The organism is Ewingella sp. CoE-038-23 (assembly GCF_040419245.1).
Taxonomy (GTDB): domain Bacteria; phylum Pseudomonadota; class Gammaproteobacteria; order Enterobacterales; family Enterobacteriaceae; genus Ewingella; species Ewingella allii.
Genome location: NZ_JAZHOH010000001.1, coordinates 940,169 through 965,768, shown reverse-complemented (window position 1 = coordinate 965,768; position 25,600 = coordinate 940,169). Strand labels below are relative to the sequence as shown.

General features: G+C 54.3%; 24 protein-coding genes. 4 read left to right on the top strand and 20 right to left on the bottom strand.

What is annotated here, in order from left to right; all coding sequences use genetic code 11:
* Positions 1–37: 37 nt before the first annotated feature.
* Positions 38–2,401 carry a glycoside hydrolase family 31 protein gene (locus V2154_RS04575; protein ID WP_353501244.1) on the bottom strand — a complete coding sequence of 788 codons (2,364 nt, stop codon included), beginning with the start codon at positions 2,399–2,401 and terminating at the stop codon, positions 38–40.
* The gene (locus V2154_RS04570; RefSeq protein ID WP_353501243.1) at positions 2,398–3,711 is read right to left on the bottom strand and encodes an MFS transporter; all 1,314 of its coding nucleotides are present in this window, start codon (positions 3,709–3,711) and stop codon (positions 2,398–2,400) included. The genes V2154_RS04575 and V2154_RS04570 overlap by 4 nt, the downstream gene beginning before the upstream one ends.
* 223 nt (positions 3,712–3,934) lie before the next feature.
* On the opposite strand from V2154_RS04570, the gene V2154_RS04565 reads away from it, so the two are divergent.
* The 3 genes from V2154_RS04565 (at position 3,935) to V2154_RS04555 (ending at position 6,509) form a co-directional block, all read left to right on the top strand.
* Positions 3,935–5,041, top strand: coding sequence for a LacI family DNA-binding transcriptional regulator (locus V2154_RS04565; RefSeq protein ID WP_353501242.1), 1,107 nt, complete (start codon positions 3,935–3,937; stop codon positions 5,039–5,041).
* A gap of 98 nt (positions 5,042–5,139) precedes the next feature.
* Positions 5,140–6,177: a M4 family metallopeptidase gene (locus V2154_RS04560; RefSeq protein WP_353501241.1), complete on the top strand. Its 1,038-nt coding sequence runs from the start codon at positions 5,140–5,142 to the stop codon at positions 6,175–6,177.
* Positions 6,177–6,509 (top strand): protealysin inhibitor emfourin, encoded by a 333-nt coding sequence (locus tag V2154_RS04555; RefSeq protein ID WP_353501240.1) that lies wholly within the window; start codon positions 6,177–6,179, stop codon positions 6,507–6,509. Before V2154_RS04560 ends, V2154_RS04555 begins: the two co-directional genes overlap by 1 nt.
* Here the strand turns inward: V2154_RS04555 and V2154_RS04550 are convergent.
* The 16 genes from V2154_RS04550 to trmJ form a co-directional block, all read right to left on the bottom strand.
* Positions 6,506–6,733 carry a zinc ribbon domain-containing protein gene (locus tag V2154_RS04550; protein WP_353501239.1) on the bottom strand — a complete coding sequence of 76 codons (228 nt, stop codon included), beginning with the start codon at positions 6,731–6,733 and terminating at the stop codon, positions 6,506–6,508. The two genes, V2154_RS04555 and V2154_RS04550, sit on opposite strands and share 4 nt — an antisense overlap.
* A gap of 15 nt (positions 6,734–6,748) precedes the next feature.
* Positions 6,749–7,705, bottom strand: coding sequence for an AEC family transporter (locus tag V2154_RS04545; RefSeq protein ID WP_353501238.1), 957 nt, complete (start codon positions 7,703–7,705; stop codon positions 6,749–6,751).
* Between the two features lie 62 nt (positions 7,706–7,767).
* A complete protein-coding gene (gene der / locus V2154_RS04540; protein WP_353501237.1) occupies positions 7,768–9,258 on the bottom strand; it encodes a ribosome biogenesis GTPase Der in 1,491 nt (496 codons plus the stop codon).
* Between the two features lie 209 nt (positions 9,259–9,467).
* Positions 9,468–10,649 (bottom strand): outer membrane protein assembly factor BamB, encoded by a 1,182-nt coding sequence (bamB, locus tag V2154_RS04535; protein ID WP_353501236.1) that lies wholly within the window; start codon positions 10,647–10,649, stop codon positions 9,468–9,470.
* Between the two features lie 11 nt (positions 10,650–10,660).
* A complete protein-coding gene (locus V2154_RS04530) occupies positions 10,661–11,281 on the bottom strand; it encodes a YfgM family protein (RefSeq protein WP_353501235.1) in 621 nt (206 codons plus the stop codon).
* A gap of 13 nt (positions 11,282–11,294) precedes the next feature.
* Entirely contained in the window at positions 11,295–12,569 is a 1,275-nt protein-coding gene (gene hisS, locus V2154_RS04525; RefSeq protein WP_353501234.1) for a histidine--tRNA ligase, read from the bottom strand.
* Between the two features lie 86 nt (positions 12,570–12,655).
* Entirely contained in the window at positions 12,656–13,777 is a 1,122-nt protein-coding gene (gene ispG, locus V2154_RS04520) for a flavodoxin-dependent (E)-4-hydroxy-3-methylbut-2-enyl-diphosphate synthase (RefSeq protein WP_353501233.1), read from the bottom strand.
* Between the two features lie 42 nt (positions 13,778–13,819).
* Complete coding sequence (gene rodZ, locus V2154_RS04515) at positions 13,820–14,812, bottom strand: cytoskeleton protein RodZ (RefSeq protein ID WP_353501232.1); 993 nt, start codon at positions 14,810–14,812, stop codon at positions 13,820–13,822.
* Positions 14,802–15,569, bottom strand: a complete 768-nt coding sequence (gene pilW, locus V2154_RS04510) for a type IV pilus biogenesis/stability protein PilW (RefSeq protein ID WP_353501231.1) — start codon at positions 15,567–15,569, stop codon at positions 14,802–14,804. Before pilW ends, rodZ begins: the two co-directional genes overlap by 11 nt.
* A gap of 152 nt (positions 15,570–15,721) precedes the next feature.
* On the bottom strand, positions 15,722–16,891 hold the full coding sequence (gene rlmN, locus V2154_RS04505) for a dual-specificity RNA methyltransferase RlmN (protein WP_100937954.1): 1,170 nt from the start codon (positions 16,889–16,891) through the stop codon (positions 15,722–15,724).
* A 285-nt stretch (positions 16,892–17,176) separates the two neighbouring features.
* Positions 17,177–17,602, bottom strand: coding sequence for a nucleoside-diphosphate kinase (ndk, locus tag V2154_RS04500; protein ID WP_013574367.1), 426 nt, complete (start codon positions 17,600–17,602; stop codon positions 17,177–17,179).
* A gap of 176 nt (positions 17,603–17,778) precedes the next feature.
* Complete coding sequence (gene sseB / locus V2154_RS04495) at positions 17,779–18,639, bottom strand: enhanced serine sensitivity protein SseB (protein ID WP_353501230.1); 861 nt, start codon at positions 18,637–18,639, stop codon at positions 17,779–17,781.
* 70 nt (positions 18,640–18,709) lie between these two features.
* On the bottom strand, positions 18,710–20,020 hold the full coding sequence (gene pepB / locus V2154_RS04490) for an aminopeptidase PepB (protein ID WP_353501229.1): 1,311 nt from the start codon (positions 20,018–20,020) through the stop codon (positions 18,710–18,712).
* Between the two features lie 103 nt (positions 20,021–20,123).
* A complete protein-coding gene (locus V2154_RS04485; protein WP_353501228.1) occupies positions 20,124–21,293 on the bottom strand; it encodes an IscS subfamily cysteine desulfurase in 1,170 nt (389 codons plus the stop codon).
* A gap of 187 nt (positions 21,294–21,480) precedes the next feature.
* A complete protein-coding gene (iscR, locus tag V2154_RS04480) occupies positions 21,481–21,975 on the bottom strand; it encodes a Fe-S cluster assembly transcriptional regulator IscR (protein WP_353501227.1) in 495 nt (164 codons plus the stop codon).
* A 206-nt stretch (positions 21,976–22,181) separates the two neighbouring features.
* Positions 22,182–22,919, bottom strand: a complete 738-nt coding sequence (trmJ, locus tag V2154_RS04475) for a tRNA (cytosine(32)/uridine(32)-2'-O)-methyltransferase TrmJ (RefSeq protein ID WP_353501226.1) — start codon at positions 22,917–22,919, stop codon at positions 22,182–22,184.
* Positions 22,920–23,046: 127 nt separating this feature from the next.
* On the opposite strand from trmJ, the gene suhB reads away from it, so the two are divergent.
* Positions 23,047–23,850 carry an inositol-1-monophosphatase gene (gene suhB / locus V2154_RS04470; protein ID WP_034788147.1) on the top strand — a complete coding sequence of 268 codons (804 nt, stop codon included), beginning with the start codon at positions 23,047–23,049 and terminating at the stop codon, positions 23,848–23,850.
* Positions 23,851–23,917: 67 nt separating this feature from the next.
* On the opposite strand, the gene V2154_RS04465 is transcribed toward suhB, so the two are convergent.
* On the bottom strand, positions 23,918–24,937 hold the full coding sequence (locus tag V2154_RS04465; protein ID WP_353501225.1) for a nickel/cobalt transporter: 1,020 nt from the start codon (positions 24,935–24,937) through the stop codon (positions 23,918–23,920).
* Complete coding sequence (locus tag V2154_RS04460) at positions 24,928–25,548, bottom strand: DUF1007 family protein (RefSeq protein WP_353503915.1); 621 nt, start codon at positions 25,546–25,548, stop codon at positions 24,928–24,930. The genes V2154_RS04465 and V2154_RS04460 overlap by 10 nt, the downstream gene beginning before the upstream one ends.
* Positions 25,549–25,600 lie beyond the last annotated feature (52 nt).

Below are 25,600 nucleotides of genomic sequence, written 5' to 3'. Positions count from 1 at the left end.
CCAGCCTCCCCCTTTTTTAGGGGGAGGCGCTAAAAGCTTACAACCTATAACTCTCTGACTTCACGCCATTAATCCACAGCGGGCGCGTCTCTCCGGCTGGCAGCACGATGCCCAAACTGTCCCACGCCGGTCTGAAATCGCCACGTTGAGTAAAGTCGATACTGATTTTCTCGCCGTCCGTTTTAATCTCCCAGCTTAGCCACAGCGCATTGCCCTCTTTCCAGCCGTGGCTCTCGCCGTCATCTTCAAACAGCATACCGCAAGAGGTGGCCGCCGCCGGGCTTGGGAAAATGTGCAGCTCGCGCACCTTGTCCTGCTGCTGATCAACATAAGCCGTGCGCTGAGACATAGGCAGTGCTGCACCGGCTCGCACCAGCAGTGGCAGGCGCTCCAGCGGCGCGTCCAGCTTGATAAACTGACCACCGGCAAACCATTTTCCGCTGTAGAAATCGCACCAGCCGCTCTCGTTAGCGGGCAGATACACCTCGCGCTCGCGCTGGCCCTGCTCCACTACGCTTGCCACCAGCAGGTCTTTCCCCAGCATAAAATCGTCGGTTTCGGCGAAGGTATTGGCGTCGTGCTCGTGGTCGAGGAAAGTCGGGCGCAGCATCGGCTCGTCATCCTCATGGGCCTGCCACAGCAAGGTGTAGAAGTAGGGCAGCAGGCGATAGCGCAGGTTGATGGCGTCGCGGATCAGCGCCGTGCTCTGGCTAAACATCCATGGCTCATTCACCGTGCCGTCATCATTCCACGAGTGAATAGTAAAGCGCGGGTGCATCACGCCATTCTGCACCCAACGCACAAACAGCTCTTCATCCGGGCGATCCCCGGCAAAGCCGCCGACGTCATGACCCACGTTGTACAAGCCGGAGAGGCTCATGCCCAGCCCCATGCGCGTGTTGTAGCGCAGCGTTTGCCAGCAGGTGCGGTTATCGCCACTCCAGGTTTGCACGTAGCGCTGCATCCCGGCGCAGCCGGAGCGGGAGATGAGATAAGGCCGCAGGTTGGGCGCAAATACCTGCTGAGCCTCGAAGGAGGCGCGCATCATTAACAGCGGCATCACCGGACGAATGTGCTTGATAGCAATGGATTTTCCGAAGCCAAAGCAGCGCGCGTTGCTGTCCCACACTTCATATTCATTATTATCATTCCACGTTGAGCCAATGCGGTTTTTCAGCAGTTGCGTGGTAACGCCGTGCTGCCACCAGCGAATGGTCGCTAGATTGGTGAAGTCCAGATGGGAGCCTTCGTCGTCCCAAAATACCGAGCGCTCAGGGACATCCTCTTGCGAATCGCGAATAAACAGCCCCTGCTGGGCGACGAGAGCGTATTGCGGGTGGTCCTGCAATAGACAGGGTTTGATGTTGGCGGCCAGGCGGATCCCCGCGTCGAGAAAGGCCTGCGACATGGCTTTCGGCTCAGGGATTTTGTCGTAATTCCAGTTGAACACGTAACGCTTATTGCCAATCGAGGTGTAGCCGGAAGAGAGCTGGAACGAGTCGCAGGCAATATCCTGTTCGCGGCACAGGTTGATGAACTTCATCAGCTGCTGCTGGGCGTCTGACGCGTCGGTGTAGTACATGGTCGAGCCGCTGTAGCCGAGGCTCCATTTCGGGCCAAAGGTAGTTTTGCCGGTCAGCCGCACCAAGGCTTTTGTCACGTCAAGGGCCGTCGGGCCGAGGAACATATAGTAATCGAGATCCCCCGCTTCGGCGTTAAAGCGGCGATAAGGCAAATGGTAATTATCCAACTCTTGGCCGAGATCAAGCCAGACATTGCTGAGATTATCGTAGAACAGGCCAAAACTGACATCACCCCGGCGCGTTAACGTAAAAGGAATATGCTTGTAGAGCGGATCGGTGCTGGCGGCGTTATAGCCCATGGCGTCCAGATTGCGCATTTCAAAACGGCGACCGGCGCGATTGAGATCCCCGGCTTTTTCCCCCAGACCGTAATAGCGCTCTTCGGGATAACGGCGCTGATAGTGGGCCGAACCGTCCCCCTTCACCGACAGCATATAGGCCCCGGTTTTACGGTCACTGGCCAGCGGCAGCCAGCTGCCATCGGTGTGGCGATATTCCCATTCGAGCCACAAAGGCTGGTGAACCGTTACCCGCAGCTTTTCGCTGCTGATCACCAGCCGATCCTCAAACTGCTCCAGCGTGTAGCCCGGCAGACTAAATCCCTGATTGCTCAGACGATCGCGCCCCTCCCAAGGCACATCGTCCGTTGGCGCAATGCTCCAGGTTCGGTCCAGCGCCAGCTCGCCACGGCGTTTGATCAGCACGCGGAATAGGCCCTGCTCCAGTATCCGCAGGCAAAACAGATGTTGATCGTCCACCCGCAGCTCCACGCCCGCGGCGTCCTGTGCTGCCAGCACCCAATGCTTTAACGTCTTCATGCACTTTTCCTTTTATCTGCCGGTGTGCGGCGTTCTGCTATCAGGGCAATCAGGAAAACCGCCCCAATCAGGTCAAAAAATCCCATCGCGATAAACAGCGGGTTGAAGCCGATATTGTCGGCTACCGCACCTATCAGTAATGAAAACAAGAAGCTGGCGATCCACGCGGAGGAGCCGCGCATGCCGTTAACCGTCGCCACCTGACTTTTATCGAATGACTCCACCACCACCGCGCTCAGCATGCAGGAGATCACCTGATGTCCGAATCCGCCGATGGAGATCAGCGCGATGGCGGCGTACGGGCTTTCGGTGAGCGCCACCAGCGCCAGTGACAGCATCAAGAAAGCCCCGGTCACCGAGCTGGCAACAATCGAGTTAATGCGGGTGCAGCCGAAGAATTTGCGATACAGCGTGGTGAGATAGCCACTGGCGACGCTGCCCAAATCCGCCGCCAAGAACGGCAGCCACGCGAACATCACAATGTGCTTGAGGTCCATGCCGCGCTCGTTTGCCAGATACAGCGGCACCCAGAAGCTAAACACCGCCCACGCGGGTTCCGCCAGAAATGCCGGGATGGCAATGCCGTAGAATTTCTTGTTTTTGCAGACGATTTTCAGCGATTTGATAAAAGGTAAACGGGTCTGCTGAGGCTCATTGTCCTGGCGAATCAGCGCCAGCTCTTCTTTGCTCAGGTTCGGGTGGTTTTCCGGCGCGTGGTAGAACTTCCACCACAGCAGCACCCACAGCATCGACAAAATCCCGCAAAACAGGAAAGCGCCGCGCCAGCCGAAAGAGAGGTGAGCCACCAGAATAATCGGCGGTGCCAGCATGGCGCCAATGGAGAAGCCCACCCCGGCCCAGCCTGCGGCCACCGGCCGCTCTTTGCGCGGGAACCAGTCGGAGATGGCTTTGGCGTTGGCGGGCGTGGCGGCCGCCTCGGCGCTGCCCATGAAGAAACGTAGAATGGCCAGTTGGATCCAGCCCCCGGCTCCGGCGTGCAGCATACAGACCACGGCCCAAACGGACGCACAGATCAGAAAGCCGAGTTTCAGGCCAATGACGTCAATCAGCCAGCCGCACAGAGGTTGGAAAATGGTGTAGGCCGCCTGAAATGCCGCCACGATGTAAGAGTATTGTTCGGTGGTCATATTCAGGCTGGTTTTCAGTTCAGCCGCCAGCAGACCCAGTGAGTTGCGGGTGATGTAGTTGACCGTCACCCCAAGTAGAAATAGGGCCAGCATCCACCAGCGTAAGGCTCTGATTTTGCGTCTTCCTGACGTCACGGCGTCGGTATTGATCTCAATCGTCATTGTTATTTCTCCTCCCTGGTCAGCAGGCTAGCTGCCAGCGATGGTTATTGTTTGAGTACCCTAGACGACTGTATGCAGGCTGATTTGTGAGCGGAACGTGATTCTTTGCAAGAATTTTCATGGACTAGACAAATTTGCGAGCCTCGCCCTGAAAATGCCTAAGATTACGCACAAAATCCTTCATGAAAATTTTTTCATTTTCGAATTTGAAGGAGATCACAATTTGAACGGAAAGCTAAAAATCCAGCAAATTGCTGACCATACGGGGCTGTCGATCAGCACGGTTTCCCGCGTATTGGCTGGAAAAAGCAATACCAGCGCGCGGGCCAGAGAGCAGGTGTTGAGCTACGCAAAATCGCAGGGCGTGCTCAGCGGCCTGTCCACCGGGCGGCTGATGCTGAATAACATTGTGGTCTTCGCCCCGGCCCGCGCCTTCGACGCTCGCAGTGATATCTTCTACTACAAGGTGATTCAGGGGATTGTTGCCGCCGTCAGCCAGCACGACGTGCGGGTTCGCTACTGCGCGTTGGAAGAGAGCGACGCCGACGTGGCGCTGTTTATCGCCAAAATGACCGATGCCCAAACCGACGCCGCGCTGCTGGTTGGCATTGACGATCCGCATATCCACCAGCTTGCGACCGACTTGGCTAAACCCTGCGTGTTGATCAACTGCCGCGATCGGCTGATGCGCCACGACAGCGTGTCGCCGGATCATCAAACTATGGGCGACTTCGCCACCGATTATCTGTTCAGTCAGGGGCATCACCGAATTCTGACCCTGCAATGTCTGCGCCGCCACACCATGGAGCTGCGCCTGGCGGGCATCAAAGAGGCCTTCTCGCGGCATAATCTGGCCTTTGACGACGGCCAGCATCTGGTCACGACCTCGGGGTTTGGCGCGCAGGAAGCTGAACAGGCCATGCTGAATTATCTGGATACCCTGCCCGGCGGCCAGCCCATGCCGACGGCGATTCTGGCGGGAGGCGATTTTATGGCATCCGGTGCCGTGGCGGCCTTGGTAAAACGCGGGTTTGCGGTGCCGACGGACATCAGCGTGATGAGCACCGACGGCTTTAATCTGGCAGAAATTCACGATGTGGCGCTCACCGCCGTGCACGTGCCGCGCGACGAGCTGGGTGTGGAAGCAATCGCCCTGCTCCAGCGCCGCCTGTTCCGCCCCGAAGCCCCCTGTTCTAGCGTGCTGCTACAGGGCAAGCTGGTGACACGCAACTCCGTGCGCAAGGTCAGAGGCAGCGCGCTTCATCCTGCCGTCACCTCGCACAATCATCAGCTTTATGATGATAACCAAGAGTCGGTAGAGAACAGATAAATCCCATCTTTCGCTGGCGGGGAGCGCAGCCGGACTATACTCAATATCAATGAATACTTGTCACTTTTAAGCTTCACTTATCGATAAGGAGAGTTGTTATGAGTCACGGTACCAAACAGAGATCCCCCCTCGGCGTTATTCCTCCCTATATCCTCAATCGCATTATTGAGCACGGCTCAGAGCCGCAGAAGAAGTGCGCGCGCCAGACGCTGGTTCACGTCAATACCCTGATGGCCGAGGCTTACGCCAAACCTAAAGGGGTGAAAACCGCCAAGGCGGGTCAGGTCGAGCGGGATATTTATGATGCGCAAAACGGCACTCGCCTGCCCGGCAAGTCAGTAAGAAAAGAGGGTCAGCCGAGCAATGACGACGTGGCGGTTGATGAAGCCTATGACTATCTTGGCGTGACTTATGATTTCTTCTGGCAGGCGTACCAACGCAACTCTTTGGACAATAAAGGGCTGGCGCTGCTTGGCTCGGTGCATTACGACAAGGAGTATCAAAACGCCTTTTGGAACGGCCAGCAGATGGTATTTGGCGATGGGGACGGTGAGATTTTTAACCGTTTCACCATCGCCATCGACGTCATTGGCCACGAACTGTCGCACGGCGTGACCGAGAGCGAGGCCGGGCTGGTTTATAGCGGCCAGTCTGGCGCGTTGAATGAATCGCTGTCCGACGTGTTCGGCTCTCTGGTCAAGCAGTTCAGCAAAAAACAGACGGCGGATAAAGCCGACTGGATCATCGGCGAAGGCCTGTTAGCTAAGGGAATTAAAGGCAAGGGGCTGCGCTCGATGGCGCATCCGGGGACAGCTTACAACGACCCGCTGCTTGGCAAAGACCCACAGCCCGCCGACATGAAAGGCTATGTGAACACCCGCGACGACAACGGCGGCGTCCACATCAACTCCGGCATCCCTAACCGTGCCTTCTATCTGGCTGCCACCGCGCTGGGCGGCTTTGCGTGGGAGCGCGCGGGCTACGTCTGGTACGACACGGTGTGTGATAAATCGCTGCCGCAGGATGCCGATTTTGCAACTTTCGCCAAGAAAACAATCGAACATGCTGAGAAGCGCTTCGACGCCGCCGTAGCACAGGCGGTAAAAGAGGCGTGGGGGCAAGTTGGGGTTATCTAATGAAACCACTGGAATCGCTGGAAAGCAGCGCCGTCATCGAAATGTATCGCGAAGGCGGCGTGGCGTTTATCCCTAAACTCAACGGGCCTCGCCGGGTCGCTATGGCGGGGATGAGTGAGGACAAACGCCAGCAGATCTGCCAATTAATCAATCAGTCGCTGCCCTACGCCGAGCCGCCGGAGCAGGCCGGGCGCGGCGACCAGCGCTATTACCGGCTGGAGATCTCTTATGCCACTGCCCAGCAGTCGGGCAGTCTGGTACTGATTATTCCGGAGACCCAGACACCCGCTGAGCTAATCGAATTGTGGAAATCGGCCCTGCCCGAGGGCTAGTCGCTGTAGGGCTGGTAGCTGAACAGCACCCGCTTTTTGGAGATCATGCCGTGGCCGTTTTGGCAGAAATAATCCACCGCGCCGCAGGCTTTTAGGGTTTGCAGCGGCTGCTGGCAATCCGGGCAGAGCGCCGTCTGCTGATAGTCGGCGTTACAGCTGTCACAGTGAAAGTGATTGCTCACCCAACTCATAGGTTGAGTGCAAACCGGGCAAAGTGCTTCCATCTTCTCTCGCTCCCGTTAAATCACGCCCAAGGCTCGTAACAGATAAAGCCCCAGCGCGGTGGTGAAAAATGAACCTAGCGTGGTTACAGCAATAATGTTGGCAGCCAGCGTAGCATTTCCGCCCAACGCGCGCGTCATAACATAGCTGCCCGCCGCCGTTGGCGTACAGGAGAAGAGGAAAATCACCCCGAGCGCCGCGCCGCGAAAGCCGAGCAGCCAGCCGCCTAAAGTCATCAACGCCGGGACAAAAATCACCCGCGACGCCGAGGACCAGGCCGCCACGTTTGAGCTGCGGAACATGGTTCGCCAATCCAGACTGGCTCCGGCACAGAGCATCGCCAACGGCAGCGCCATGCCTGAAATAAATTCGCCGGTTTTGCCAATGGTGTCAGGCATCGGCAGGTGGCTGTACTGGAAGGCCAGCCCGAGCAGCAATCCAATAATCAGTGGGTTAGTGACAATGCCGCGCAGAATCGGGCGTAGCCCGACGCGCTTGCCGGAGCCGCCCTGCAAACTGCGGGTTAAGGTTATGACCGAAAGCACGTTGAACAAAATCACCGTGACCGCCAGATACATCGACCCCAGCGCGATGCCGTCATTGCCGAAAGCCAGCGAGGCATAGGCCAGCCCAGCAATCCCCGTGTTGGCGCGAAATCCGCCTTGCACAAAGATGCCCCGCTCGCGCGGATCTTTCACCAGCTTGATGGCGACCAGTTCTAGAAGCAGAAATGAAATGATAGTACCGACTGCGCCATAGACCGCCAGCGGCAGGTTAGAACCCGAGGTGTCGTGCCCTTGCGCTACGCTGAAAAACAGCAGGCAGGGCAGCGCGATATTGAATACCAGACGACTGGCTTTCTCATTGAAGTTGTCGTCCATCAGTCCGGTACGACGCAACCACATGCCGAGAATTAATATCAATAAATTAGGAACCGTAACGCCAAACGCAAAACTCCAGGTTTCCCAAAACATCCGTTCCTTCCCTGCCGTCGAGGCCAAAAAAAACGAGGTACATTTTCATGTACCTCATCAGATTAAGATTTATTTTTCAGGTGCTGCAACAGGCGCTTACGCTTACGCTGCTGGTGCGGAGAGAGCGTGTTCTTCTTGCCTTCGTACGGGTTTTCGCCTTCTTTGAATTGAATACGAATTGGCGTACCCATCACTTTCAGTGAACGACGGAAGTAGTTCATCAGATAACGTTTGTACGAATCGGCCAGATCTTTCACCTGATTACCGTGGATAACCACGATAGGCGGGTTATAACCCCCGGCATGCGCATATTTCAGCTTCACGCGGCGACCATTCACCAACGGTGGCTGATGGTCGTCAGCCGCCATCTGCATGATGCGCGTCAGTAAGGAAGTGCTTACACGGGTGGTAGCACAGGTATAGGCTTCAATGACGGATTCGAACAGATTGCCTACGCCGCTGCCGTGCAGAGCAGAAATGAAGTGGATACGGGCGAAATCGACAAAGCCGAGGCGCAGGTCTAACTGATCCTTCACCTGAGCGCGGGCATCTTCGCTCATGCCATCCCATTTGTTCACCACGATAACCAGTGAGCGCCCACTATTGAGGATGAAGCCTAACAGCGAGAGGTCTTGGTCAGAGATGCCTTCGCGGGCGTCGATAACCAGCATCACCACGTTGGCATCTTCAATCGCTTGCAGGGTCTTGATCACTGAGAACTTCTCAACGATTTCAGTGACTTTTCCGCGCTTACGCACACCTGCGGTGTCGATCAGAACGTATTCACGCTCATCACGGGTCATCGGGATGTAGATACTGTCGCGAGTGGTGCCCGGCATGTCGTACACCACCACCCGCTCTTCGCCGAGAATACGGTTAGTCAGTGTGGACTTACCTACGTTCGGACGGCCGACAATAGCCAGTTTGATTGGCAGAGATTGCGGGTCGAAGTCATCTTCAACGTCGGCTGGGATCTCATCGTCGTCCTGACCGCCTTCCAACTCAGCCCAGTACGCGGCGTTGGCTTCTTCTTCAGTCAACTCAACTTCTTCAGGCTTCTCGCCGACGAACGGCACTAATACGTGTTCGATAAGCTGAGTTACACCACGGCCATGTGAGGCAGCAATGGCGTACACATCACCAAGGCCCAGCGAGTAGAAATCGCCGGTGGCGGTGTCTGGGTCCAGACCGTCAGTTTTGTTAGCGACCAGGAAGGTGGCTTTTTCACGGCTACGCAGATGCTGGGCGATGCCCTGATCGGCAGGCATCAGGCCCGCGCGCGCATCCACCATGAACAACACGATGTCGGCTTCTTCAATGGCTAACAGAGACTGGCCTGCCATGCGAGTTTCGACACCATCTTCAGTGCCGTCGATACCGCCGGTATCAACAATGATGAACTCATTACCCTCAATTTCAGCACGACCGTACTTGCGGTCACGCGTTAGCCCCGGGAAATCCGCAACCAGCGCGTCACGCGTCTTGGTTAAACGGTTAAATAAGGTGGATTTACCCACATTCGGGCGCCCAACAAGCGCGACGACAGGTATCATTTTAAAGCCTCTGTTTTTATAAACTAAGTGCAAAACGCAAAGAGTTACAGCACGGCATAAAGCCATAAAACGCTATAAATCAAATCATTACATCGCAAGCTGTGAAATTCACCTGCGCATATTTCAGAATACGAAACGGCCCCTGATTTTTTCAGGAGCCGTTTTTAAGCCCGACTGGGCCAGACGCGACGAGCGACTATTTGCGACGATCAGCGGGTGAAGGAGTAAACCTCACCGCCCTTCGCCTGCACGACCAGCTTGTCGCTTGCCACGATTGGCGCAGCCAAGAAGCCGGAGCTGTCAACTTTCTGCTGAGCCACGAAACGGCCATCAGTGGTGTTGATCCAGTGCAGGTAGCCTTCCGAGTCACCAACCACAATATAACCATTATACAACACTGGCGCGGTCAGGTTACGGTGCAGCAAATCACTTTGACGCCACAGGCTAACGCCGCCTTGGGTGTCGAGCGCCATCACGCGGTCATCTTGGTCAACCATATAGATGTGACCGGCGTCGACGATGAAGTCATTGATAGAGCCAACGTCACGTTTCCACATGATTTGGCCAGAACGCAGATCCATTGCCACCAGATTGCCGTTGTAAGCCAGCGCGTAAACTACGCCGTCAACGATAACTGGCGTGGTGTCCACGTCGCTCAGACGATCGATTTCAGTCGCGCCGCTTGGCTGAGAAATACGTTGCTGCCAGATCAGCTGGCCTTCTTTCATCAGCACCGCGCTCACGCGTCCGTTGTCGCCACCGACAATGGCTGCACCGAAGGCAGTTGCAGGGGCTGACTCACCGCGCAGTGACAGCGTTGGCATATCGAGGTTGGCGGTCCATTGGATAGTCCCGTCAGTCTCGCTTAAGCCTTGCAGCATACCGTTGCCGGTGTGGATGATCACCAGACCGTCGCTGACCACTGGGCGAGAGAGTGCTTCACCCGCCACTTTGGTCTGCCATGCCACAGTACCGTCAGCGCTGTTCAGTGCATAAACGATCGCTTTTTCGCTGCCCACGTAGATGTGTGAGCCAGCAGCAGTCACGCCGCCAGACAGCAGAGCAGGACGATTTTTGGAGAAGAAGCCGGTTTTTTCCGACAGATCCACTTTCCAGTTTTCTTTGCCGCTGTCAGCATCCAGAGATTTCACAATACCGAAACGATCGGCGGCGAAGATAGTATTGTCCTGCCAGGCCGGACGCAGATGAGAGTAGAAATCGCCTACGCCATCACCCACCGACGTGCTCCACACTTTGGTTGGTGTGAACTGATTTTCAACTTTCGGCAACGGGGACATCTTAACGACGTCTTCTTCGCTGTTAAACAAAGAACAGCCACTCAACAGGGCAACGGAAACCCATCCTACCAAGAGTGTTTTACGCAATTGCATCGGGGTTCCCCTTAGCTGGATAAGTTGTTCAATTTCATACGCAACACGTTCTGTAGCGTCTGAGAAGGTTTAGAATCAAGGCCTTTGCTGAAGGCTTCACGCGCGCCCTTGGCATCGCCTTTCGCCAGCAAAACGTCACCGCGAACATCTTGTTGCAGTGCAATCCAGCCCTCACCCTTAACGCCGTCGAGCGTTTTGAGTGCGTCATCAAATTTCTTTTGCTGCGATTGAACGCGAGCCAAACGCAGGCTGACCAGAGAGAGTAAATTCTCTTCTTTCGCCTGAGATTGTGCAGCAACCAGCTGCTTTTCCGCGTTAGCGAAATCTTTCGCTTCCACGAAATGATCAGCAAGCTGGAGCGAAGCGAACACGCCGTAGTTGTTTTTATTGCTCTGCGCGAATTTCTCTAAATCTTCAACGCCCTGCGCTTTCTTATCAGTTACGGCCTGATTGGCCTGCTGGAAAGCAACAGAAGAGTCAGCCATGGCCGAGCTCTCATGGGACTGCCAATAACGCCAACCACCTAAAGCGGCGATCCCGAGTACTACGCCAATCGCCAGCGCTTTACCGTTTTCTGCAAAGAAACGACGTACAGCGTCAACTTGTTCGTTTTCAGTGGTATAGACTTCCACGTGGTCCTTCTCCTTAACCTATCATCGAGGCCAAGCGCGCAGCGAGTTCGCTTTGCGCCAGCGTTTCTTGCTCACCGCTTTGCAGGTCTTTAACCACTACCTGACGGGCCGCGACTTCGTTTTCACCTAATACCAGAGCGACGCGCGCTCCCCATTTATCAGCGCGGGCAAATTGCTTTTTGAAATTACCGCCGCCGTAGTTAGTCATCACTCTTAATGCAGGAAGCTCGTCACGCAGTGACTCTGCTAATTGCATTGCCGCGCCCTGAGTTCCAGCGCCGACAGAAATCACATAAGCATCTACTGTCGCAGGTGCTTTAAAATCTGGGTTAACAGCCTGAATCAACAAGATCAGACGCTCAAGCCCCATCGCAAAACCAACGGCTGGCGTTGCGCGACCACCCAGTTGCTCGACCAAACCATCATAACGGCCGCCGCCACACACAGTACCCTGTGAGCCGAGGCTAGTCGTTACCCATTCGAACACGGTGCGGTTGTAGTAATCCAAGCCGCGAACCAGACGCTGGTTAACCGTATATGGGATACCTGCTTGCTCTAAAAGTTCACACAAGCCAGCAAAGTGTTCTTTAGATTCCGCATCAAGATAATCCGCCAGCGCCGGCGCGTCATTCAACAACAGTTGAACGTCTGGATTTTTTGAGTCCAAAACGCGCATTGGGTTGGTGTACATACGACGTTTGCAGTCTTCGTCCAGCTTCTCTTTATGCTGCTCCAGGAAAGCCACCAGTGCTTCACGGTAGTTCGCACGCGCTTCCAAAGAGCCAATAGAGTTCAGTTCCAGCGCAACGTGATCGGCGATACCCAGCGCACGCCACCAGCGGGCGGTCATCATGATCAGTTCAGCGTCAACGTCCGGGCCTTGCAGGCCAAAAACTTCAACACCCATTTGGAAGAATTGACGATAGCGGCCTTTTTGCGGACGCTCGTAGCGGAACATCGGGCCGATGTACCACAGGCGTTGTTCTTGATTGTACAGCAGACCATGTTCAATACCGGCGCGCACGCAGCCAGCAGTCCCTTCCGGGCGCAAAGTCAGGCTTTCACCATTGCGGTCTTCGAAGGTATACATCTCTTTTTCAACCACGTCGGTAACTTCACCGATGGCGCGTTTGAATAACGGGGTCTGCTCTACAATCGGCATACGGATTTCGCTGTAACCGTAACTACCCAGCACCTGCTTAAGGATGCCTTCTACACGTTGCCACAGCGCGGTATCTTCCGGCAGGTAGTCGTTCATGCCACGGATGGCCTGGATATTCTTTGCCACGTCAATTCTCTATCGTTTTTATAAAAAATGAACCCGATAGTCGGGTTCAATATAATGCAGGCGCGGATGGGCGCCTGCAACCGATGTTACTTTTCAAGATGATTGATAACGATACGTTTACTCTCATCCATAATGGCTGCTTTGGCGCGGATCTTGGCTTCGAGCTGGTCGATCATTTGCTCGTTGTCGAAACGATCCTTCTGGCGCACGCCATCTTCATAGAAACCGCTCTTGTTGTGGCCGCCGGTCACACCAATGGTCGACACCAGCGCTTCGCCAGGGCCGTTAACCACGCAGCCAATGATCGACACGTCCATCGGCGTGATCAGATCTTCAAGGCGCTGTTCCAAGGCGTTCACGGTACCAATGACGTCAAACTCCTGACGTGAGCAAGTCGGGCAGGCAATAAAGTTAATACCGCGCGAACGAATGCGCAGTGACTTCAAGATATCGAAGCCAACTTTAACTTCTTCCACCGGATCCGCCGCCAGAGAGATACGCAGCGTGTCGCCGATCCCTTCAGAAAGCAGCATACCTAAGCCGATCGCTGACTTAACCGATCCACTACGCATGCCACCCGCCTCGGTGATCCCAAGGTGCAGAGGTTGATCAATGCGCGCGGCGAGTAAGCGATAAGACTGCACGGCGAGGAACACGTCCGAGGCTTTCACGCTGACTTTAAACTGGTCGAAATTCAGGCGATCAAGGATATCAACGTGGCGCATCGCTGACTCAAGCAGGGCTTCCGGCGTAGGTTCGCCGTACTTTTCCTGAATGTCTTTCTCGAGCGAGCCGCCGTTAACACCGATACGAATCGGGATATTTTTGTCGCGCGCGCAATCGACTACCGAGCGAATGCGAGATTCATTACCAATATTACCCGGGTTGATGCGCAAGCAGTCAACGCCGTACTCGGCAACTTGCAGCGCGATACGGTAGTCAAAATGGATATCAGCGACCAGCGGGACATTAACCTGCTGCTTGATGAGTTTGAAAGCTTCGGCGGCGTCCATGGTAGGAACAGAAACACGGACGATATCAACGCCAACACGTTCAAGAGCTTTGATCTGTGCCACGGTTGCGGCGACATCGGTGGTACGGGTGTTGGTCATTGATTGCACAGCAATCGGCGCACCATCACCGATAGGCACCTTGCCGACGTAAATCCGGGTTGATTTCCGACGGGTGATGGGTGCTTGGTTATGCATTACTTACTCTCCACAGTTGCAAAGAATCTGAACAGCTGCCGATTATTCGGCAGCCAAAGTCAGACGAGCAACACGGCTGGACTTGATAAAACGACTTAAATCAACCGGCTTACCTTGATACTGAATTTCAACAGCAGCAGGTGCCCCGATTTTTAATTTGTAAGGCGCAGTACCTTTAACGCTCAAGGTTTCACCGCCCTTCTTCATGCCGCTGAACAAAGTCTTGCCAGAGGCATCGTCAATCTGCAACCAGCAGTCTGACTTAAAGGTCATCGCAACAGCATCGGCGTCGGCCGCTGGGGTAGCAGAGTCTGCATTTCCCGTCGGCAGGCCGTTTTGAGCCACTGGCTGGCTTGGCGATACGGCAGCAGGCGCTTGCTCAGTATTGCTGGACGGTGCATTGGCTGCAGTAGACGTATCTAAAGGAACTGAATTAGCTGGCTGTGAAGAAGCCGCGCCCGCCGTGGCGTCAGCAGGTGCTGTACCCTGCGTTGGCGTGGTTTCAACCGGGGCTGAATTTGGGTTATCACCCGTATTCAGAGCAATAGACTGCCCCTGGCCGTTGTCCTGATTCAGCTGAGCCGTTGACTGGTCAGCCATCGTGGCGATTTCTTGCTGCTGGGCTTGATGATTTTGCCACCACCACGCACCAGTCAAACCAATCACCACGAACACCACGAGCCAGGTAAAGCCCATCAACCAGCCATCGCGCTTCTTGCGAGATTTGCCGAGTGCGAACCCTTGCATCGAGGCAACTTTCGGCACTTTGATTGGCGCTTGTTTGCCAATCATGCTTGAAAGCTCTTCTTCAGGAACGTGAACTAATTTAGCGTACGAGCGAATATAGCCACGCAGGAAAGTCGGCGCGAGGTCGGCCGGCGTGGTTTCTTCTTCAATTTGGCGAATAGTCGAGACTTTCAGGCATAGGCGTTCTGCAACGGCCTGATGACTAAGTCCCAGCTGTTCACGAGCTTGACGCAGGCGTTCGCCCGTCGTCATTGTGGCTTTATTTTCTTGAGAGGCTTCAGTATTCATTAGCTAAGAACTGCTGGTACTGTTGGGATTGTGGAAAACTTCGCGCCAGCTGCTTGCCGTAGCGTTGAACGCTAACCGGGTTGCTTGCTAACGCAGCGAAACGAATTTGTAACATGAGGCTTTCAGCACTGGCTGGCAGAACATGTTGGTAGACATCGAGCAACACTTGCGCCTGAGCGCGGTTCCCTTCACCAAACTGTTTGGTTGCCTCAGTGAGCAAAGGCGCACCTTTATCAGGATCAATTTTCAATGCCCGACTCAGTAACACACGTGCTTCCTCATTCTGATTGGCCTTCAGAAAACAGTAGCCTGCGTTTTCCAGACTGTCAGCCACCTGACCGTAATCAGGGACATTGGCAGCGGCGCTAAACTGCTGTTGTGCCGGTACATACTGCCCTAAACCACACAAAAACGCACCGTAATTATTAAGCACAGTTCCATTTTGCGGAGCCAGCTTCAATGCCTGCTGATAACGGCTTTCTGCTGCGCCATTATCGCCGTTTTTTTGCTCGTAAAGCGCCATGCCTAACTGGGTGCGATAATCGTTTGGTGCACTATCCACTGCTTTCTGTAGATTCTGCTTCGCACTGGCCATATTGCCCTGAGACAAATAGGCCATGCCCAACTGCAAACGGGTCTGTGAAGCACTGCCCGGCGCGGCGAGTTCAGACTCCTTGGGAGAGCTGGAACAGCTCGCCAACAGGCAGACTGTAAAGCTTAGCGCAATTGCCTTGGTCCATCTGGTTTTAATCGTCATGCTAAATCCCTTTATTCTGCCACCGACCACGTTTCATCTTGGTGAAGCCTATTGGCTCCAGCAGATGCTGTTCAGATTAAGCCCGGCGAACTGGCTGACCGGGCTCCAGAAAACACAACAAATGACTCGCCTTTACCCACAAACTGCTGAATTTAGACGGCTTTAATAGCGATAGCGTCACCGGCCATTTTCTTCTTCAGCGTGCGTTTAGTACGGTCGATAACATCGCCCGCCAACTGACCACAAGCGGCATCGATATCATCACCACGGGTCTTACGCACAATGACGGTAAATCCATAATCCATCAATACTTTAGAGAAGCGATCGATACGGCTGTTAGAGCTGCGGCCATATGGCGCGCCCGGGAACGGGTTCCATGGGATCAGGTTGATCTTGCACGGGGTGTTCTTCAGGCGTTCAGCCAATTCGTGCGCGTGCTCGGTGCCATCGTTAATATGGTCAAGCATCACGTACTCAATAGTCACGCGGCCTTGGTTAGCATTGGATTTACCAATGTAACGCTCAACGGCGGCGAGGAAAGTATCAATGTTGTATTTGCGGTTAATCGGTACGATTTCATCGCGAATGGTGTCATTCGGCGCGTGAAGAGAGATAGCCAGCGCGACGTCAATCATGTCGCCCAGCTTGTCCAGCGCAGGCACGACGCCTGAGGTTGACAGCGTAACGCGACGTTTTGACAGACCGAAACCGAAATCGTCCAGCATGATCTCCATTGCCGGAACCACGTTGTTCAGGTTAAGCAGCGGCTCCCCCATCCCCATCATCACCACGTTGGTGATTGGGCGGGTCCCGGCAACCTTAGCGGCACCAATGATTTTCGCCGCACGCCAGACTTGCCCGATGATTTCAGACACGCGCAGGTTACGGTTGAAGCCCTGCTGAGCCGTGGAGCAGAAAGTACACTCAAGGGCACAACCTACTTGGGAAGAAACGCAGAGCGTGGCGCGATCGCCATCAGGGATATAAACGGTTTCGACCAACTGCCCGCCAACCTGAATGGCCCATTTGATGGTGCCATCGGTGGAGCGTTGTTCGGAAGCCACTTCCGGTGCGCGAATTTCAGCAACGCGGGCCAACTTCTCACGCAGCGCTTTGTTGATATCGGTCATTTGCTCGAAATCATCGCTGCAATAGTGGTACATCCACTTCATGACCTGATCAGCACGGAACGGTTTTTCGCCCATGTTGATGAAGAACTCGCGCATTTGCTTACGGTTAAGGTCAAGAAGGTTAATTTTGGCAGCGTCAGGCTTGACAGTATTCACTGCATCGGCTGGCTGTGGAGTCGGTTGTGCAGTCATATCAGACAAGTTTTGCTCAGGCGTGTTTGTTTCAAACATAATTCGAATTAGCCTCGTTGTTACACGTTATGGCGTCAGGGAAGTGCAGAGTCATTGAGTGGCGACCTGCAATGTAGTGTATTTCAATATTTGGTATTTAAAATACTTGCGCCCCGAAGAGACTGACTCATTCGGGGCGCAACATTGTACAAATTTTAAGGCGAGGTTGCTATGTTTGCTGCGTCTCACTCACATATTTATTGTACATATGAGTGAACAGAGGCAAAAAAGCCCGGCCAGAAAATCTTAACGCGGGCAGATTTCGCTTTCGGTGAAGAAGTAAGCGATTTCGCGCTGTGCAGATTCAACTGCATCAGAACCGTGAACGGCGTTAGCAGTGAAGCTGTCAGCGAAGTCAGCACGCAGAGTGCCAGCCAGTGCGTTGTCTGGGTTAGTTGCGCCCATGATGTCACGGTTACGCTGAACGGCGTTTTCACCTTCCAGAACCTGAACCATGATTGGACCAGAAGTCATGAACTCAACCAGACCGTCGAAGAAAGGACGACCTTTGTGTTCTGCGTAGAAGCCTTCAGCCTGCTCTTTGGTCAGTTTCAGCATTTTAGAAGCAATGATGGTGAAACCAGCACGTTCGAAACGCGCGTAGATTGCGCCGATGTCGTTGTTAGCTACTGAGTTTGGCTTGATGATGGAAAAAGTACGTTCGATAGTCATGAAAAACCTCTGGCTGACTCTTATAGGTAGGGCCGGTTAATTTAATGTTATACCTGCCGTAAAATGGCGCCGATTATAGGGGGCGAAGTTACGCTTGCCTACCCGAATCACAACATTTCGTTAAAAAAAAGTGAGCTGAGACTACATCTGTAACCTAAAGCCCACTTTCATGATCATTACGCCTTGCCGGAAGACGGAATAATGTTACGCAGCCAACTGCCCCACTTACGCTGATAGAAAGGCTGAGTGTGGCTGATCAGATAGTGGCTAATGCCGCGTTCTTTCTCAGAAACAATACAGAAATCAACCGGTTGGTCGTCTGGCGAGGTTTCGCTCGCCACGTTGCCCGCTTCGCGGATTAACGCGTCGACTTCGGCGTCAGTACCATCAGCTTCCACGCCCACCAACAGGTTTGGCAGCTCATCGACCGCTTTATCGTGAATTAGCGCCAAGAAGGCGCGGCGCACCGGTTTTTTCTGGCTGAACAGGGTGGTCAGCGCATCAATCATCGCTGAGGGATACTCTTCTGGCTGACCAATCATCAGCTGGCTCTCTTTGTCCAACACCAGCTCGGCCGGTGCGGTCAAACCGCCGGTATTCAGCAGCAGCGTCACTTCACTTGGGGTGAATTCTTTGCCGTATTCTGACTTCGGATTGAGGAACAGCTCTTCGCCCTGGGTCATTTCAAACAACACCCGCGCAGGAAGGGCAACAAAAGCCTGCTCGTCGGGGCTTTCACCCGCACTGGCGCGCTCGAGCACTTCCAGCGAGGAAAACAGAGGAATGATGGAGGTGCCATCCTGCTTTTCCCAATGCAGCAGGTTCAACTCGCTACCCGCGTGGATCGCGACTTCTCCCGCGCCCTCTTCTTCCTGACCCGCGTCACCCAGCACGTAGACAGTAGCTTCTAATAGAGTCTGGTAAAACGCCGGGCGATAAGCCGCTTCTGTCACGGAAAGGCGCAGCAGACGCTCAAGTTCATTTTCGCCATTATTGGCCGCGGCTGCCGCTGGCAGGTGATCGTGCGGGACACTCATGTTGTTTCACTCCGATAAAACGGGGCACTTCTCAGTGCCCCGCTAGGGTCTTTCTATCTTACCGATTGATTTATTTTGCTTTAGCCAACAGCAGGTTAGCTACGGTACGCACCCCGATGCCGGTAGCGCCAGCGGCCCATTCGTCTACGGCGCCTTTACGGTAAGTGGCTGAACAGTCGATGTGCAACCAGCCTTTTTTGTAGTTCTTGACGAAATGGGACAGGAAGCCCGCTGCGTTGCTGGCACCGGCTGTGTGTGACGGGCTGCCCATGTTGTTCAATTCAGCGAAGTTAGATGGCAGGTATGAACGGTGGAACTCAGCCAAAGGCAGACGCCAGAAGGGTTCAAACTCTTCTTTCGCGCTGTTTTGCAGCTCAGCGGCCAGCTCATCGTCGAAGCTAAACAGCGCGTGGTAATCGTTGCCCAGCGCCATTTTGGCGGCACCGGTCAGAGTTGCCGCATCAATCAACAACTCTGGATTCTGTTCAGAAGCGTCGATCAGGCCATCAGCCAGCACCAAACGGCCTTCGGCGTCGGTGTTCATCACTTCAACAGTTTTGCCATTGCGATAACGAATGATATCGCCCAGCTTCATCGCGTTGCCGCTGACCATGTTGTCCGCGCAGCACAGGTACAGCTTAACGCGCTTGTTCAGGCCATTAGCCGCAGCCAGTGCCAGAGCACCCGTCAGCGTCGCTGCGCCGCCCATGTCGGACTTCATCGAGTCCATGCCTGCACTTGGTTTCAGGCTGTAGCCGCCGGTATCAAAGGTGATACCTTTGCCGACCAGACACGCATACACCGGCTCATCGGCGTTGCCACTTGGGTTGTAATCCAGCGCCAGGAATGCCGGAGCGCGGTCTGAAGCACGGCCCACGGTGTGGATACCCGCGTAGTTTTGCTGGCGCAGGTCGTCGCCTTTCGTAATGCGATAGTTAACATGGCCATTGCCGAATTCGCACATCAAATCCACCGCGCGAGTCGCCAACTGCTCTGGCCCCAACTCTTCTGCTGGCAGGTTGATGGTGTCGCGAACCCAGTCGATAATTTTCAGACGTTGATTCAGGGTTTGAGTGTCTTCAGCTGACAGTTCAGCCCACTCAACGTTGCGGCTGCCTTTTGGCCCGCGGAAGCCCTGCCAGAACGCCCAGCTGTTTTCCAGATCCCAGCCTTCACCGGCCAGCGCTACATTTTTCACACCCTGACCGTCGATACGGCGAGCTGCGCGGGCAATGGTCACCAGCGGGTTGTCGGAGGTCAGATGAATAGTCATGCCTTCGGCATTCGTGCTTAATGTCGCTTTTTCGCCCCAGCGTGCGTCGGCAGGCTGAGAAGACAAGAAAATCGGCATGGATTCATTGGTGGTGACTTCGGAACTCATAACTGCACTCCTGCTTTTTTATTTTTCAATGAAAAGTATTATCTTCAATAACAGGCGTTTAGCCCTGATGTTCTCTAATACATTGTTGCTGTGATCGTGTCACTTAAGACGAGAATACCGGCGGTAGCTCGCGTAAACGACGGACTGATTTCACAATCAGGTTGCTAGCGTAATCTATCTCTTCCGCCGTGGTGTAACGTCCGAGGGAGAAACGCAGAGAACTGTGAGCCAGATCCTCGCCTAACCCCAGTGCACGTAAAACATAAGATGGTTCGAGGCTTGCCGAAGTACAGGCAGAGCCAGAAGAAACGGCCAAATCTTTCAACGCCATAATCAGCGACTCGCCCTCAACGCCGCTGAAACTGACGTTAAGAATGTTTGGCGCGCTATGCTCAGGCGAGCCATTAATCTGCACGCCCTCTAATTGCTGGATACCTTGCCACAGACGGTCACGCAATGCATGCAGGCGCTGCGCCTCATCGGCCAGCTCCTCTTTAGCAATGCGGAAAGCTTCACCCATGCCAACAATTTGATGCACAGGTAGAGTCCCGGAACGCATACCGCGCTCGTGCCCGCCGCCGTGGATCTGCGCTTCAATCCGCACCTTGGGTTTGCGGCGAACATACAGGCCGCCGATGCCTTTCGGGCCATAGATTTTATGGGCGGAGAAGGACATAAGATCCACCGCCAGCTCATTGAGGTCTACCGGCAGCTTGCCGACGCTTTGGGTGGCATCGACGTGGAAAATAATGTCACGACTGCGGCAGAGTTCGCCAATAGCCGCGATATCCTGAATCACACCTATCTCATTGTTTACATGCATGATTGACACCAAAATTGTATCTTCGCGCAGTGCGGATTCAATAGCCGCTGGGGTGATCACACCTTGAGCATTCGGGGCCAGATAAGTGACGTCGAAACCCTCTTTTTCCAGCTGCAAGCAGGTATCGAGCACCGCTTTGTGTTCGGTTTGGCTGGTAATAATGTGGTTACCCTTGTCGCGATAGGCATGCGCCGCGCCTTTAATGGCGAGGTTATCGGACTCGGTTGCGCCGGAAGTGAACACCACTTCGCGCGGATCGGCATTAATCAGTTCGGCAATCTGGTTGCGAGCGACATCGACAATCTCTTCCGCCTGCCAGCCAAAACGGTGGGAACGGGATGCTGGATTACCAAAAGTACCGTCAAAAGTCAGACACTTCATCATGGCCTCGGCTACCCGCGGGTCAACAGGCGTGGTGGCTGAATAATCCAGATAAATAGGTAATTTCATGGCGGGCATGCTCCGTACTGCACGTTCAAGAGCGAACGAGAGAGTTAAAAACGAGGGCTAGTTTAAAACGGCTGCACTGAATCTTAAAAGGAAAATAGTGCCCTACTGACATTCTCTACAGGAATAAAAAAGGCTGCCCATGGCAGCCCTTTAGCGATTTTCGACCTCAAGCCATTTGGTGCAGGGCTTAAGCTCTTAAATTCACATTGATCGTTTCCAGGATGCGGCCTGAAGGATGGCGACGCGTTTCACCATTTTGGCGATCCGCCACTTCCAGAATCTCTTGGTTGTTCACCAATTCACCCAGCGTGATGTTGTTGAGGAAGCCGCTAATGCGTTCGCTCAGGTCGCGCCACAGGGTGTGGGTCAGGCAACGTTCGCCGTTCTGGCAGCCTTCTTTACCCTGACAACGGGTGGCGTCGACTGACTCGTCAACAGCCGTGATCACCGCGCCTACTGCGATTTCACTGGCGTCTTTACCCAGCAGATAACCACCGCCCGGACCACGCACACTGGCAACCAGACCGTTTTTACGCAAACGCGAAAACAGCTGTTCCAGATAAGAAAGAGAGATGCCCTGGCGTTCGGAAATGTCGGCTAAAGGAACCGGACCTTCCTGTGAATGCAGTGCTACATCAAGCATAGCGGTTACGGCATAACGGCCTTTGGATGTCAGTCTCATAGCATGGTTACCTGTTGAAAAAATACGTTGGGGGTAGAACATGCAAACGAGTCTGCCATTCCCGAGTATTTCAGTCAACTATTTAACCTAGTAATTTACTCAAGTATTATTCCTTACGGGTAGCGCGTCTTTTTTTCCGCCCGTAAGGAAAAATCAATACATTGATTTATATAGGTTAAAATGAGTAATCCTTGCTAATTTCAGGCTTATTCCGCGTCTTTATGCTGCTTGTCGATCGAGGTCAAAATGCCACGAAGGATGTTTAGCTCCTGAGATTCAGGACGCGCACGGGTAAATAATCGGCGCAATTTGCTCATAACCTGACCAGGATGCGACTGGCGAATAAACCCGGTTTGCAGCAAGGTTTGCTCCAAATGTTGGTAAAAACGCTCGAGGTCATCCACCAAAGGATAAGGGGGCTCTTCATATTCGACCTGAGGTTTGCCAGCTTCTTGCAGAGCGAGATAAGCGACGCGCACTTCATAAGCGATAATTTGAACCGCCATCGCCAAATTCAGCGAGCTGTATTCAGGATTAGCGGGAATGCAGACGTGGTAGTTACATTTTTGCAGCTCTTCGTTGGTCAACCCGACGCGCTCGCGGCCAAATACCAAGGCTACCGGCGCGGTTTCTGCGGTTTTGGCACTTTTCTCGCCGCACTCGCGCGGTTCGAGCATCGGCCAAGGCAGGGTTCGCGATCGGGCGCTGGTTCCCACCACCAGACTACAACCCGCCAGTGCTTCGTCGAGGGTGTCGACGATGGTGGCGTTACCAATGACATCACTGGCACCTGCAGCTAAAGAAATGGCTTGGGAATCCGGCTTAACTAACGGATTTACCAGATATAAATTCGATAAGCCCATGGTTTTCATGGCACGAGCAGTGGAACCCATATTGCCCGTGTGGGACGTTTCTACTAAAACGATGCGGATATTGTGCAGCATACAGACTCTAAGCGTAGCGGAAAATCACAGCAGCTTAACACAACGGTAGTCAATTTTCAGAACCCCTGCTATACTGCGCGCCGTTTCCCGTATTCCCGTTCTTTAACATCCTAGTTGGAAGATATCCATGCATCCGATGCTAACCATCGCCGTGCGCGCTGCGCGCAAGGCCGGTAACTTAATTGCCAAACATTATGAAACGCCTGATTCTGTCGAAACCACTCAGAAAGGCACTAACGATTTCGTTACCAACGTTGATCGCGATGCTGAGCATCTGATTATTGACGTTATTCGCAAATCCTACCCAAAACACACCATTATTGGTGAAGAATGTGGCGAACTGGCTGGCGAAGACAAAGACGTACAATGGATTATCGACCCACTGGATGGCACTACCAACTTCGTTAAACGTCTCCCTCACTTCGCTGTTTCTATCGCCGTGCGCATCAAAGGCCGCACTGAAGTTGCGGTAGTTTACGACCCAATGCGTAACGAACTGTTCACCGCCACTCGCGGTCAGGGCGCACAGCTCAACGGTTATCGCCTGCGCGGCACCAATGCAAAAGATCTCGATGGCACCATTCTGGCCACCGGTTTCCCGTTCAAATCCAAGCAACACGCTAACAGCTACATCAACGTGCTGGGCAAGCTGTTCAACGAGTGCGCTGACTTCCGCCGCACCGGTTCTGCTGCGCTGGACCTGGCTTACGTGGCAGCTGGCCGCGTTGACGGTTTCTTCGAAATCGGCCTGAAACCTTGGGATTTCGCCGGTGGCGAACTGCTGGTTCGTGAAGCTGGCGGCGTGGTGACTGACTTCGTTGGCGGCCACAACCACTACCTGTCAGGCAACGTAGTTGCTGGCAACCCGCGCGTTGTTAAAGGTATTTTGAATACCATGCGTGAAGAACTGAGCGAAGCCCTGAAGCGTTAATTCCTTCCGCCTCGCCATGAAAAACGGACGCCCTACGCGTCCGTTTTTTTATGCCTATTTTCCGCCGTTAGCCACGGCCAAATGGCCCGATACCGCCATCTGGCGCAGCACCGCCCGCGGTGTAGAGCAGGACGCCAGCCAACAGCAAAATTAATCCTCCCGCCAAGGCCAGTGCCGACCACGCCACGGTCTGCCACGCGGCAGGTGTGCGTTTGGCACTCAGCTTCACCGCCATCGCCCTGCTGTAAAACACCAGCAAGCCAATCAGCGAAACGGTAATCGACGTGCCGAGCGCCATCACCAGCGCGGACAGCACGCCCCACAGATAGACACCAATCACCTTGGAAAAAAGCAGCACCATGATAGCCCCGGAGCAAGGCCGCAGTCCCATAGCCAGCACAATTGTCGCCTGAGTGCGCCAGTCGCTCCCGGCTTGAAGCTGCTGGTCAGTCGGCAGATGCTGATGCCCGCAGCCGCAGTGCTCATCGTGGACGTGGTTATCAGCCAGCGGGCGCAGGCTGTTAATGGTCAACCCTCGTCGCGGTTTCAAGCTTTTCAAGGTGAAGTAGCAACGCTTAATTGCCCGCCAGCAGAGTAAAACCCCAAGCAGCATCACCAGAATGAAACTCCCCCGCTCCAGCCAGAAGCTGCTTTGATGCAGCTGCCGCGAGGAGAGCTGCAACACGCCGAGCATCAGCGTCACCAGTAAAACCGCCACTAAGCCCTGCACCACGGCGGAGGCGAAGGTCAGCTTTAAACTGTTTTTTAGCCGCGAGGGGTGAGTCGCCAAATAGGTGGTAATGACGATTTTGCCGTGGCCCGGCCCGATAGCGTGAACAATGCCGTAAATCAGGCTGAAGCCCATTAATGTCAGCCCGGCTTTTTGCGGATTGGCCTTCACCTGCTGCAAAAGCCCGGCCAGCTCCTGATGCAACGCTCGCTGCCAGATAATGCTGTTGAGCAGAATGCGCGGCCAGTATTGCCACAGGGCGGCCGCGCCGACGACCAATAGCAGCAGGAATACTGCCAGCGGCCAGAGATCCCACGCCCAGTGGCGCTTCCGGTTTTCCATCAAATTCAATGACATTGCAAAGTTACCTTCTGCGCAAACTGCTGGCCCAAATCCATGTCTTCCGGCGGCGCGTCGGCCTTATCCAGCGACAGCGCGTAGCTTTGCAGCGACGCGTCCGGCTTCGGGGTGAAGAGCGCCAAACTACAGCTCTGCGCCAGCTCCGGCGGCATGTGCAGTGCGGTTTTATCTTTATAGGTCATATCGACAAAGTAGCTTGGGTCGAAAGTGGAGAAGATCATCGGCGCGCCGGACAGCGGCTGCGGGGCCGCCAAAGGCATGACGAACTCCAGCACCGCCTGATCGCCTTTGCGCGACAGCTGATATTCGCTCGGCAAATCGAGATATTTAATCGGTTTGCCGTCGCGGTAAAAGTCAGTGAAGTAGTGCTGGCTCAGCACCCGCGCCATCACTTCGGCGGCCAGCTTTTTCCACACGGTAGAATCTGACTTGGCCTTCTGCGCGTCATAAAGCAGATCCGCCGAGGTGATTTCATCCATCGTCCAGACCATTTTCAGGCCGGTAAGCTGCTGGTCCTTGGTCACCAGCGTGGTTTGCATATCAATAAAACTGTGCGGATGCGCCTGAGCTGCCAACGGCAGTGACAGACTGCACGCCAATAAGCTCATTTTCAGGCAGGAAGAACGCCGGTTCCTGGCGCGAATAAAGGTCTTTTCCATG